10 protein-coding genes are annotated in these 12,209 nt (G+C 72.4%); 2 read left to right on the forward strand and 8 right to left on the reverse strand.

The features are described from left to right. Positions 1–10 precede the first annotated feature (10 nt). From EDC50_RS02460 to EDC50_RS02470, 3 genes are all read right to left on the reverse strand, one after another. Positions 11–1,792 (reverse strand): DUF885 domain-containing protein, encoded by a 1,782-nt coding sequence (locus EDC50_RS02460; RefSeq protein WP_425477892.1) that lies wholly within the window; start codon positions 1,790–1,792, stop codon positions 11–13. Between the two features lie 145 nt (positions 1,793–1,937). After that, positions 1,938–3,764 carry a DUF885 domain-containing protein gene (locus tag EDC50_RS02465; RefSeq protein ID WP_338419785.1) on the reverse strand — a complete coding sequence of 609 codons (1,827 nt, stop codon included), beginning with the start codon at positions 3,762–3,764 and terminating at the stop codon, positions 1,938–1,940. 86 nt (positions 3,765–3,850) lie between these two features. Beyond that, positions 3,851–4,762: a TolB-like translocation protein gene (locus EDC50_RS02470; RefSeq protein ID WP_158635661.1), complete on the reverse strand. Its 912-nt coding sequence runs from the start codon at positions 4,760–4,762 to the stop codon at positions 3,851–3,853. Between the two features lie 141 nt (positions 4,763–4,903). On the opposite strand from EDC50_RS02470, the gene EDC50_RS02475 reads away from it, so the two are divergent. After that, positions 4,904–5,971 carry a sensor histidine kinase gene (locus tag EDC50_RS02475; RefSeq protein WP_123768877.1) on the forward strand — a complete coding sequence of 356 codons (1,068 nt, stop codon included), beginning with the start codon at positions 4,904–4,906 and terminating at the stop codon, positions 5,969–5,971. Then, positions 5,968–6,708, forward strand: coding sequence for a LytR/AlgR family response regulator transcription factor (locus tag EDC50_RS02480; RefSeq protein WP_158635662.1), 741 nt, complete (start codon positions 5,968–5,970; stop codon positions 6,706–6,708). Before EDC50_RS02475 ends, EDC50_RS02480 begins: the two co-directional genes overlap by 4 nt. A gap of 46 nt (positions 6,709–6,754) precedes the next feature. Here EDC50_RS02480 and EDC50_RS02485 read toward each other — a convergent pair whose 3' ends face one another. From EDC50_RS02485 to trxA, 5 genes are all read right to left on the reverse strand, one after another. After that, positions 6,755–7,489: a queuosine precursor transporter gene (locus tag EDC50_RS02485; protein WP_242002962.1), complete on the reverse strand. Its 735-nt coding sequence runs from the start codon at positions 7,487–7,489 to the stop codon at positions 6,755–6,757. A 211-nt stretch (positions 7,490–7,700) separates the two neighbouring features. After that, on the reverse strand, positions 7,701–8,372 hold the full coding sequence (locus EDC50_RS02490) for a DUF502 domain-containing protein (RefSeq protein ID WP_123768880.1): 672 nt from the start codon (positions 8,370–8,372) through the stop codon (positions 7,701–7,703). Positions 8,373–8,473: 101 nt separating this feature from the next. Next, on the reverse strand, positions 8,474–10,495 hold the full coding sequence (locus EDC50_RS02495) for a bifunctional serine/threonine-protein kinase/formylglycine-generating enzyme family protein (protein WP_123768881.1): 2,022 nt from the start codon (positions 10,493–10,495) through the stop codon (positions 8,474–8,476). 131 nt (positions 10,496–10,626) lie between these two features. After that, positions 10,627–11,103 carry a DUF4442 domain-containing protein gene (locus tag EDC50_RS02500; protein WP_123768882.1) on the reverse strand — a complete coding sequence of 159 codons (477 nt, stop codon included), beginning with the start codon at positions 11,101–11,103 and terminating at the stop codon, positions 10,627–10,629. Positions 11,104–11,262: 159 nt separating this feature from the next. Then, entirely contained in the window at positions 11,263–12,126 is an 864-nt protein-coding gene (gene trxA / locus EDC50_RS02505) for a thioredoxin (RefSeq protein WP_123768883.1), read from the reverse strand. Positions 12,127–12,209: the final 83 nt, after the last annotated feature.

Consider the following 12,209-nt stretch of genomic DNA (forward strand, 5'->3'; position numbering starts at 1 on the left):
GGCGGCCGGCTCAGCCCGGCCGCTTGGCCGCGATCCAGCGGTCGATCTTGCCCTCCAGCACGTCCAGCGGCACCGCGCCGTCCTTCAGCACCTCGGCGTGGAACTCGCGCACGTCGAACTTCGGCCCCAGCGCCTGCTCCGCCCGGGCGCGCAGTTCCTTGATCTTCAGCTCGCCGATCTTGTACGCCAGCGCCTGGCCCGGCCAGGCGATGTAGCGTTCCGCCTCGGCCACGGCGGTGGTGTCGCTGACCGCCGAGTTCTGCTTCATGTACTCGATCACCTGCTCGCGGCTCCAGCCCTTGCTGTGCAGGCCGGTGTCGGTGACCAGGCGGATCGCGCGCCACAGCTCGTTCTGCAGGTAGCCGAAGTAGCTGTACGGGTCGGTGTACACGCCCAGCGACTTGCCCAGCGACTCGGCGTACAGGCCCCAGCCTTCGGCGAACGCGCTCTGGATGCTCCAGCGGCGGAACGCCGGCATGTCCTTCAGCTCGATCTGCAACGCGATCTGGAAGTGGTGGCCGGGGATCGCCTCGTGCAGGTACAGGTCCTCGGCGTCCCAGATCTTGCGGCTGGGCAGGTCGTAGGTGTTGACGTAGAAGATGCCCGGCCGGGTGCCGTCCTCGCTCGGCGGGTAGTACTGGCCGCCGGCGGCGGACTTGGCGCGGAACGGCTCGACCGGGCGGATCTCGAACGGCGACTTCGGGACCAGCGAGAACTGCTCGGGGATCTTGCGGTTGACCTTGTCTTCCAGCGCGCGGTAGTACTTCAGCAGTTCGTCTTCGCTCTTGAACTCGAACTTCCTGTCGGTCTGCACGTAGTCGAAGAACTCCTGCAGCGTGCCCTTGAAGCCCACCTGTTCCATCACCTTGCGCATCTCGCCGTGGATGCGCTCGACCTCGCGCAGGCCGATGTCGTGGATCTGCGCCGGGGTCAGGTCGGTGGTGGTGCTCTGCTTGGCGTTGAACGCGTACCACGCGGCGCCGTTGGGCAGCTTGTCGAGGCCGACGGTGTCGCGGGTCTTGGGCAGGTACTCGTCGGCGATGAAGGCGCGCAGCTTGCGGTACGCCGGCATCAGCTGCTCGGCGATCAGCTTGCGGTAGGCCTCGGCCAGGCGCTGCTTGTCGGCGTCGGAGAAGTCCTTCGGGAAGTTCTGGACCGGCCCCCAGAACAGCGTGTCCTCGGGCTTGTCCTTGATCAGCGCGTCCAGTTGCGGCACCACCTTCTCCATCAGCACGCGCGGCTGCACCACGCCGGCGGCGATGCCCTGCTTCATGTTGCCGATCTCGGTGTCGAACAGCACCGGGATGCGGGCGGCGCGCTTGAGCCAGTTGTCGTAGTCCTGCACGGTCTTGAACGGCTGCGCGCCGTTGCCGGAGCCGAACTGCACGGCCAGGCTGGCGGTGCTGTCCATCTGGTTGACCGGCAGCATCCAGCCCGGGAACTCGAACGAGGCGATCGCGTCGCGCGCGTCCTTGGTGAAGATGTTGTAGTTCAGCAGGTCCTGGCCGGTGAGGCCGTCGGCGCCGACGGCTTCGACCTTGGCCAGCCAGTCCTGGTGGAACTTCCTCAGCTCGTCGCGGTACTGCTGCGAGCCGAAGTCGGGCAGCTCGGCGTTGTAGCGGGCGTCGCCGGTGAACGTGGCCAGCACCGGGTTGAGCTTCAGGTACGCCTCCCAGTAGTCGGCGTAGATCTTGTTCAACTGGGCGGCCTTGGCGGCGGCGTCCTGCGCCGGCGCGGCCGCGGCCGGCTTGGCGGCGTTGTCGGGCGCGGCTTCGCGTTGGCAGCCGGACACCGCGGCGACCGCGGCGGCGACGGCGAGGCTGAGCACGATGGGGCGCAGGGTGGTGCAAAGCTTCACGGGAAAACCTCCTGGTGAGGGCCGCCGCGGCGGCCGCTGGGTTCGGTGAGCGTATACGCAAAAGCGCGGCGCGCAGGGCTCAGCCCTGCTGCGCGGCGATCCAACGGTCGATCTTGCCTTCCAGCACGTCCAGCGGCACCGCGCCGTCCTTCAGCACCTCGGCGTGGAACGCGCGCACGTCGAACTTCGGGCCGAGCGCCTTCTCGGCACGCGCGCGCAGTTCCTTGATCTTCAGTTCGCCGATCTTGTACGCCAGCGCCTGCCCGGGGATGGCCATGTAGCGTTCGGCCTCGGCGGTGGCCTGGGTCTGGCTCTCGGCGGAGTTGTCGAGCATGTAGCGGATGACCTGCTCGCGGGTCCAGCCCTTGCTGTGCAGGCCGGTGTCCACCACCAGGCGGATCGCGCGCCACAGCTCGTTCTGCAGGTAGCCGAAGTAGTTGTACGGATCGGTGTACACGCCCAGGTCCTTGCCGAGCGACTCGGCGTACAGGCCCCAGCCCTCGGTGAAGGCGGTGGCGCCGCCGAAGCGGCGGAACTTCGGCAGGTCCTTGAGCTCGATCTGCAGCGCCAGCTGGAAGTGATGGCCGGGGATCGCCTCGTGCAGGTACAGGTCCTCGGCGTCCCAGGTCTTGCGGCTGGGCAGGTCGTAGGTGTTGACGTAGAAGATGCCCGGGCGCGAACCGTCCTCGCTCGGGCGCATGTACGAGCCGCCGGCCGCCGACTGGGCGCGGAACGGCTCCACCGCGCGGATCTCGAACGCGGTCTTGGGCACCAGCGAGAACTGCTCGGGAATCTTCCGGTTGATCTTGGCTTCCAGCCCGCGGTAGTGCGCCAGCAGCGCCTCCTCGTTTTCGAAGTTGAAGCGCGGGTCGGTCTGCATGAACTTGAAGAACTCCTGCAGCGAGCCCTGGAAGCCCACCTGCTCCATGACCTTGCGCATCTCGCCGTGGATGCGCTCGACCTCGCGCAGGCCGACGTCGTGGATCTGCGCCGGGCTCAGGTCGGTGGTGGTGCGGCTGCGCACGTTGTAGGCGTACCAGGCGGCGCCGTCGGGCAGGGCGTCCAGGCCGGAGCTGGCGCGCGCGTGCGGCAGGTATTCGTCGGCGACGAAGGCGCGCAGCTTGCGGTACGCCGGCATCAGCCGTTCGGCGATCAGCTTGCGGTAGGCCTCGGCCAGGCGCTGCCGGTCGGCGTCGGTGAAGTCCTTCGGGAAGTTCTTGACCGGCCCCCAGAACAGCGTGTCCTCGGGCTTGTCCTTGATGACCGCGTCGAGCTGCGGGATCACCTTGAGCATCAGCGCGCGCGGCTGCACCACGCCGGCCTTTATGCCCTCGCGCGAGTTGGCGATCGCCTGGTCGAACAGCACCGGCACCTGCGCGGCGCGCGCGAGCCAGTCGTCGTAGTCGCGCACGGTCTTGAACGGCTGCGCGCCGGTGCCGGAGCCCAGCTGCACGAACGAGGCGGCGAGGTTGTAGAACTGGTTGATCGGCTGCATCCAGCCGGGGAAACGCTCGCCTTCCAGGTCCTGGCGCAGTTCGCGCACGAAGATCTGGTAGCTGAGCAGGTCCTGGCCCTGCAGGCCGTCGGCGCCGATCGCCTCGGCCGCCTCCAGCCAGCGCCGGTCGAATTCGCGCACGCGCCGGCGGTGCTCGGCCGAGAGCGTGTTCGGCAGCCGGTCGTTGTAGCGCGGGTCGCCCTGGAAGGTGGCCTGCAGCGGGTTCAGCTCCAGCAGTTCCTCCCAGTACTGCTCGTAGAGCGCGTTGAGGCGGGCGGCCTTGGCCGGTTGCGCCGCGGCGGCCGTCGGGGCGTCGGCGGCGAGCCCGGGCAGGGCCGCGCCGGCCGCGGCGAGCGCGAGCGCGGCGCAGAGCGGGAGGCGGAGGGCGGAAACGCGGAAGGGCTGGCGCATGGGCATCCGGGACGGTGGCGTCGAGTCCGCAAGGCTCGCCCGCCACCGTCGCCCCGGCATGGGCCGGAGGTCATGCACCGCGTGCGCTATTCGTCGGCTTCGGGCAGGGGCAGCCGGGTCACGTAGAAGTCGCTGGGGCGGCCGACGTCGCGGGCGTAGAACAGCAGGTCGCGCTCCCACAGCACGGTCGGGTGGAACTCGTCCCAGGCCGTGTTGACGCACGGGCCGAGGTTGCGCGCCGCGCCGAACCCGTCGCGGCGCAGCCGGCTGACGTACAGGTCGCCCCAGCCGTGGCCCAGGTCGGGCAGGGCGTCGTTGGGGAAATCCAGCCGGGTGAACACCAGGGTGCGACCGTCCGGCGAGATCTCCGGGTTGAACTCCCAGCGCTGCGCGCTGTTGACGCCGGGGCCGAGCTTCTCGGCCGGGCCGTAGCGGCCGTCGCGCAGGCGCCGGCTGCGGTAGATGTTCCACTCGCCTTCGCGGTCGCTGCCGAAATACAGGGTGCCGTGGCGATCGGTACTCGCATACAGTTCGTCGCCGGCGCTGTTGACCGCGTCGCCCAGGTACGCCGGCTGGCTCCAGCCGCGCGCGGTGCGCCGCACCTGCCACAGGTCCATCTTGCCGGCGCTGCCGTCGGGGCGCGGCCGCTCCGAGGAGAACACGACGACGCGGCCGTCCGGGGAGACGTACGGGTCCATGTCGCTGTGGAGGCCGGAGAACGGCGCGACCTCCGGCTCGCCCCAGCCCCAGGGCGAGCGGCGCGAGGTGAGGATGGTGGCGCGCTCGCGGGTGCCGGGCCACCAGCCGGCGGTGGTCGACCAGTACGCGCGCTGGCGGCTGGGCGTGAAGCTGAGGCGCCATTCCCAACGCTCGGTGGACAGGGTGCCTTCGGCGTACTTGTGCACCGGCGGGCATTGCCCGTCGGCGGACGCCGGCCCGGCGAGCGCCGCGGCGGCCAGCGCGAGGACCAGCGACGTGGGGGAGGGCAGGATCGGCATGGCGCGTCTCCGTGTGGGTGGCCGCACTCTGCATCGCCGAGTGCCGGCCATGGCGGCCCGCGGGGACGAATGCCGGCGGTTGCGGGACGGATCCCGGAGAAGCGATTGCAAGCGCGCCCGCGCCGCACTAGCGTCCGCGGCATGTCCGCGCGACCGCTGCTGCTGTGCGTCCTGGTGCTGCTCTGGTGGACCTTGAACGGTCTGGTCTGGACCGGCCAGGTGGTGACCATGGGCGAGGCCACCGGCCAGCCGGTGGCGCTGGAACGCGCGCTGCGCATGCAGCTCGCCAGCGCCTGGCTGTGGGCGCCGCTGACGCTGGCGCTGTTCTGGTGCGTGCGGCGCTGGCCGGTGGAGCCGGGGCGGGTCCTGCGCGCGCTGGCGGCGCACGGGCTCGCGGTGGCCGCGGTGATCGTGCTGCGCGCGCTGGCGGTACGGCTGCTCAACGACGCCGTGGGCTGGTATCCGGCGCTGCCGCCGTTCCCCGACGTCCTGGCCGCCAGCGTGCTCAACAACCTGCTGATGGGCTGGCTGATCGTCGGCGTCGCCCACGCCTGGGTGTACGCCGGGCGTGCGCGGCGGCGCGAGCGCGAGGCGATCGAACTGGGCGCGCGCCTGACCGAGGCCAGGCTGCAGGCGCTTTCGGCGCAGCTCAACCCGCATTTCCTGTTCAACGCGCTCAACTCGATCGCCGAGACCGTGCACCGCGACCCCGAGGCCGCCGACCGGATGCTGGTCGACCTCGGCGCGATGCTGCGGCACAGCCTGGATACCTCGCGGCGCCAGCTCGTCGCGCTGCGCGAGGAACTGGCCGCGCTCGACCACTACATCGGGATCGAGCGCGCGCGCCTGGGGGAGCGCCTGCAGGTGCAGTGGACGATCGACTCGGACCTGCTCGACGCCGGCGTGCCGCCGCTGCTGCTGCAGCCGCTGGTCGAGAACGCGATCCGCCATGCGGTCGCGGCCCGCGGCGACGCCGGCGCGATCTGCGTACGCGCCGCGCGCGCAGGCGGCCGGCTGGTATTGGAGGTGCTCGACGACGGCGCCCACGCGCCGGCGCCCCGGGGCACGGGCGTGGGCCTGAGCAACACGCGCGCGCGGCTGCAATGCCTGTACGGCGACGATCACCAGCTGGTGATCGCGCCTCGCCGCGGCGGCGGCACGCGGGTGTGGCTGAGCGTGCCGTGCCGTACGGTCGGGGCCGCGGCGTGAACCGCGCGCTGCGCGCGCTGGTGGTCGACGACGAGGCGTTGTCGCGCGCGCGCCTGCGCCGGCTGCTCGGGCGCGAGCCCGGCGTGGAAGTGCTCGAGGAATGCGCCGACGGCGACGCGGCGCTCGCCGCGATCCGCCGCCTGCAACCGGACGTGGTGTTCCTCGACGTACGCATGCCGGCGCTGGGCGGCTTCGGGGTGCTCGGCGCGCTGCTGCCGGAGCGGCGCCCGCAGGTGGTGTTCGTCACCGCCTATGCCGACCACGCGCTGCGCGCGTTCGAGGTCGGCGCCGTCGACTACCTGCTCAAGCCGTATTCGGCCGAGCGCCTGCAGGCGGCGCTGGCGCGGGTGCGCGGCCTGCGCGCGGCCGGGCGCGCGCAGGCGGCGGCCGACGGCTACGCGCAGCGGCTGGCGGTCCCGGTCGGGCCGCGGCTGCAGTTGGTGGAGGTGGACGCGATCGACTGCATCCTGGCCCGCGCCAACTACGTGGAGCTGTGCGTGGGCGAGCGCCGCCACCTGCTGCGCGAGACCATGGCCGCGCTGGAGCGGCGCCTGGATCCGCAGCGCTTCGTGCGCATCCACCGCTCGCGGATCGTCCGCATCGAGGCGGTGCGCGACGTCGAGACGCTGGAGGAAGGCCGCTACCTGCTGCGCCTGGCCGGCGGCCTGCGCGTGGCCAGCAGCACCGGCTACCGGCCGCGGCTGCAGGCGGCGTTGGGGCTGCGCGGCGGCGGATGAGCGCGGCGGCCCGCGGCGGCGCCGTCGGCGCGCGGAGCCGATCCGCTCAGCTCGCCGCCGCCTCGCGCAGCGCGCGGGCGCGCTCGGCGCCGAGATAGCGGGTGATCCCGGCGCGGACCAGGTAGATCAGCGGAATCAGCGCGATCGCCGCCAGCATCTTGTAGGCGTAGTTGACGGTGCTCACCGCCAGGAACAGCGAGGTCGGCCACTTCTGCGGGCCGAGCACGAAGGCGATGTACAGCACCACGAAGCTGTCGACCAGCTGCGACACCGCGGTCGAGCCGGTCGCGCGCAGCCACACCCACTTCTCGCCGGTGGCGTTGCGGATGCGGTGGAACACCGCCACGTCGATCAGCTGCCCGATCACGAACGCCACCAGCGAGCCGGCGATGGTCCACAGGCCCTGGCCGAACACCGCGGCGAAGGCGGCCTGGTAGTCGTCCACGCCCTGCGGCCGCGCGGCCCCCACCCACCAGCCCGCCGGCGCCAGCGCGATCGCCGCGAACGCGAACGCGAAGCCGTACACGATCAGCCCGGCGGCCAGCCACGAGATCGTGCGCACCCCGCGGCGGCCGAAGAACTCGTTGATCACGTCGGTCATCAGGAACACCACCGGCCACAGCAGGGTGCCGGCGGTGAAGCTGAGCGAGCCGCTCTGGCCGAACAGGTTCCACTGCAGCGGGGCGATGCCGAGGGTGTCCTCGAGCGCGAAGATCTTGACCCCGATGAACTCGGCCAGCACCGCGTTGACGCAGAAGAACGCGCCGAGAACGATGAACAGCCGGACCGCGCGGTCGTCGAGCGGACGCGCGACGGGGGCCCTCGGGACGGCGGTTGGCGAAGGTGCGGGGGCCGGGACGGATGCGTTCACGGGGCGGGGCGGGCGGGAGTGGAGGGGCGCGAGTCGGGAGGCACGGAAAGCGAGAAACGGGACGCGGGCGGTGGGCGGATGCGGCGGCACTCGGTCCTCGTCGCTCCTCCTCCGTGCCTCCTCACCGTTCCGCCGGCGGCGAGAACGGAATCGTCTCCGGCGAAACCGCGCCGCCGGAGATGATGAAGCTCATCGCCTGGTCCACCGTCCAGTCGGTCGGCGTGATCTTTTCCACCGGCACGATCTCCAGATAGCCCGAGGTCGGGTTCGGCGTCGTCGGCACGTACACCGCGGCGAGCTCGCGGCCGCTGCCGTGCTCGCGGATCACCCGGGTGACGAAGCCGATCGACTTCATCTCGGTGTGCGGGAAGTCGATCAGCACCACCCGCTGGGTGCCGTCCGGCTTGGTCTGCAGGATGTCGAGCAGCTGCCGCGCGCTGCCGTAGATGGTGCTGGCCAGCGGGATGCGCTGCACCAGTGCCTCGAACCAGCGCAGCATGCGCTGGCCGATCACCCGCCGCGCCATCACCCCGGACAGCAGGATCACTCCCAGGGTCGCCAGCAGCGCGAGCAACGTGCGCACCCACGGCTGCGCCAGCCAGGACAGCGACTCCGGCGAGGCCGCCGCCAGGCTCTGCAGCAGCGGCGCGACGAACGGCTGGCCGATGTCGGACAGCAGCACGAACACGAACTTGACCACCACCCAGGTCAGCCAGATCGGCAACAGGGTCAGCAGGCCGGTGAGGAACAGCCGCTGCAGGCGGGCGGAGACGGGGGGCGGGGCGTCGGGCATCCGGCGATTGTAGGCGATCGGCCGCCGCGGCCTTCGCCTCGCGGAGCGAAGGCAACGAGCGGCCGAGCGGGCGCTTCCCAAGCGCGGCGCCCGCCGGTGGTTCAGCGTTCGCGGATCAGCCGGAAGCCGACGTCGTCGTAGCCGCGGCCGGCGGCGAGCGCGCGGGCCGCCTGGCGGCTGCGCCAGGAAGCGCCGACCACCTGGCGCTGCCGGCAGTCGCGGCCGCAGTCGCGCAGCCACATCGACAATGCACGCGCGCCGGTCTCGGCCGGCAGCTGCCGCGCCTCCTCCAGGCTCGGCAGCCGGTAGTCGCGGCCGGTCTGCGCGCTGTACCACTGCGCGTAGGCCTGCGCGTCCTCCGCCGACACGCACACCACCGGCTCGTCCTCGCCCTGCGGGAAGCCCGGCGATTGCCAGTCGCGCGGATCGAGCACGCGCAGCAGCGACGCCCGTTCGCGGCACAGCGCCGGCTTGCGGCCGTGGGCCGCGGCGAAGCGGGCGTACTCGCGGCGGCTGACCGGGCGCGCGCTGAGCGCGACGCTGGCGCGCGCATTGCTGTGCGTGCCGGCGAGGTCGGCGCCGCCGAGCGCGCGCGCGCTTGCGCCGGCGGGAATCGCCCGCGCCTGCGCAGCCAGGCGCGCCGCCGTGGCCTGGGGCAGGCCGAACTCCCGGGCCAGCGCGGCCGCCTTCTCCGCCTCCGCCGGGTCGCGGCGCTCGCGCGCCGCGTCGACGCGCCGCTGCAGCGCCTCGGCGGCGAGCTCGCGCAGCCGCCGCTGCGCCGGCGAATCGGCGGTGCCGGTCTGCTGGCCGAGCGCGGTCGTGTGCACGAGCAGCTCGCGCGCGCGCTGGTCGCGGCCTTCGCGCAGGTGACGGCCGACCTGTTCGGCGAGCGCGCCGGTCAGGGCGTCGACCACGGCGCCGAGCTCGGGATTGGCGCTGTCGTCGTGCCAGGCCAGCAGGACGCGGTCGTAGGCGTTGTCCCCGCCCGGGCCGGTGAGGCGGCCTTCGGCGATCAGGCGCTTGGCCTCGACCAGCGCGTTCTGCACCGGCGCCTCGGGCAGCGGCTGCAGCATCGCGTCGGTCGGGTCGGCGCCGGCGCCGGCGGCGGGCGCGGCCGTGTTCGCCGGCGCGGGCGGGGCGCGGAAGAAGCCGTCGCCGGCGGCGTCGCGGCCGACGCCGAACGCCACCGCGACCAGCGCGATCGCCGCCGCGCCCAGGCCCGCCCACAGCGGCTTGGCCCAGCGCCGGTCCGGCAGCCACCGCCGCGCCGCCTCGAGCGCGCCGCTCCAGGGGCGGCGGTCGCGCACGCGCTCGATCGCCGCGGCCATCTCCTTCGCGCTCTGGAAGCGCTGCTCCGGCGACTTGGCCAGCGCGCGGTGCATGAAGCGCTGCCAGTGGCGCAGGTGCGGCGGCAGCCGCGGGATCGGATCCTGCGCGTGCATCACCGCCATCGACAGCGCGTCGCCGGCCTGGTACGGCAGCTGGCCGGCGAGCATCTCCCAGAACAGCACGCCGAGGCTGTAGAGGTCGGCGCGGCCGTCCACGTCCTCGCCGCGCGCCTGCTCCGGCGCCATGTAGGCGGTGCTGCCGACCGCGAGGCCGGCGGCGGTCACGCGCGGGCCGAAGCCGCGGCGCAGGGCGATGCCGAAGTCGGCCAGCAGCGGCCGCTCGGAGTCGTCGAACAGGACGTTCTCGGCCTTGACGTCGCGGTGCACCACGCCGTGCGCGTGGGCGTAGTCCAGCGCCGACAGCAGGGTCAGCGCGATCTCGATCGCGCGCGGCTCGTCGCGGCTCAGGTCGCGCTGGCCGAGGTGGCCCCGCGGCAGGTACGGCATCGCGTAGTAGGGCAGGCCGTCGCGGGTGCGGCCGACCTCGTGGATGCCGACGATGTTCGGATGCTCCAGCCGCGCGATCGTGCGCGCCTCGTTCTCGAACCGGCGCCGGCTGACCTCGTCCGCCAGCGCCACCGGCAGCATCACCTTGATCGCGACCTCGCGCGACAGCGCCAACTGCTCGCCGAGGTACACCGTCGACATGCCGCCGTGGTTGATCACCTTGCGCAGGCGATATCCGGCGATCTCCGGCAGTGCGGCGTTGTCGGCGTTGGAGCCAGGCCCGTGCATCGCGTCCCCCTGTTGCGGAGCGCAGCATAGCGTTCCCGCGGACGCTTGCTCACTACACCGCCATCACATCTGCGCGACATCGCTGACTGCGGGTGACGCGCAGCGGCAGATAGTGGCGGAGCGCGCCGGAATCAGCGCGCCGCGGCCTCGGCGCCGCCGCGGTACGCCGGCTTGCGACGCACGTACAGCTGCTTGCGCACGCGCGCGACCACGTCGCCGGCGCGGTCGACGACCGCGGTGTCGAACCACCGCAGCACCTTGCCGCCGCCGGCCGCGGCGGCGCGCAGCTCGCCGAGGGTGGCTTCCTCGAGCGCGAACTCCGCCTGCACGGTGCCGCGGCCGGGCTTGACGAACTCGATCTCGCCGGCCTTGTCCCAGACGAAGTACTCGCGGCCGAGCGCCTGCATCACCAGCAGCATCCAGAACGGATCGGTCATCGCGAACAGGCTGCCGCCGAAGTGGGTGCCGACGTAATTGCGGTTCCACGGCCGCATCCGCAGCTCCACGCGCGCGTAGCGGTAGTCGTCGGCGAGCGCGGCGACGCGGATGCCGCTGCACAGGAACGGCGGCCAGAGGTTCAGGCCATGGCGCAGGACGCGGGCTTTCATGCGGGGGCGGGAGCGGGAGGAGGGGCTCAGCTTGCCATACGCATGCGTATCGTTGAAGCGGCGGGCGCAGGGACGAACCGGGGAGGACGGGGAGGCCGGGGCCCTGCCGGCCGCGGCGGCCCCGCTGTTCCTCGTTTCTCCTTGATCCGGACCTCGCCGTCAGAACAGCAGCGACGACATCTTGCGCCGGTAGCGCCCGACCAGGTCCTCGTCCTCGACCACCCGGAACGCGTCGATCAGCGCCTTGCGCGGCAAGCCCTCGGCGTAGTTGCGGTCGCGCCGCAGCATCTCGAGGAACTGCTCCAGGCCGGCCTCGGAGTGGCCGCCGACGATGCGGTGGGCGCCGAGCAGGTGGCGCGCGCGCAGGTCGTCGGGGTCGCGGGCGATCGCCGCCTCCAGCACCTCCACCGGCGGCGCGTCCTTGAGCAGCGCCGCGAAGCCGAGGCGGGCGCGGGCGCGCAGGGCGCGATCGTCGGTGGCGAGATTGGCCGGCAACGCGTCGAGGATCTGCTCGGCCTCGTGCGCGCCGCCGGTGCGCAGCAGGGCCACGGCGAGGTCGAGCTTGAGCTCGTCGTTGTCCGGCTCCGTCTCCACCGCGCGGCGCAGGCGCATCACCTCGGCGTGCGGATCGGCCGGCGGCGCGGCCACCTCCTCGACGGGCGCCTCGGCCTCGGCCGGCTCGATGCCGTGGTGGCGCAGGAACTCGCGCAGCTGGCCCTCCGGCAGCGCGCCCGGGAAGCCGTCGACGATCTGCCCGCCCTTGACCAGGAACACGGTGGGCACCGACCGGATCTGGAACGCGCCGGACAGCTGCGGTTCCTTGTCCACGTCGACCTTGGCCAGGACGAAGGCGCCGTTGTAATCGGCCGCCAGCTTCTCGAGGATCGGCCCCAGGGTCTTGCACGGCCCGCACCAGGTCGCCCAGAAGTCGATCAGCACCGGGGTCTGCAGCGACTTCTGCAGCACTTCGGTCTCGAAGTTGTCGGCGGTGGCATCGAAGACGTGGGGATTGGCGGCGGTCATCGGCGGACTCGTTTCGGCGGGGATGCGGGCTAGATGGGGGCGGGGGAGGCGAGGGCAAGCGCCGCCGCCGTCGCGCACGCTAG

The sequence above is a fragment of the Vulcaniibacterium tengchongense genome (genome assembly GCF_003814555.1).
Taxonomy (GTDB): Bacteria; Pseudomonadota; Gammaproteobacteria; order Xanthomonadales; family Xanthomonadaceae; genus Vulcaniibacterium; species Vulcaniibacterium tengchongense.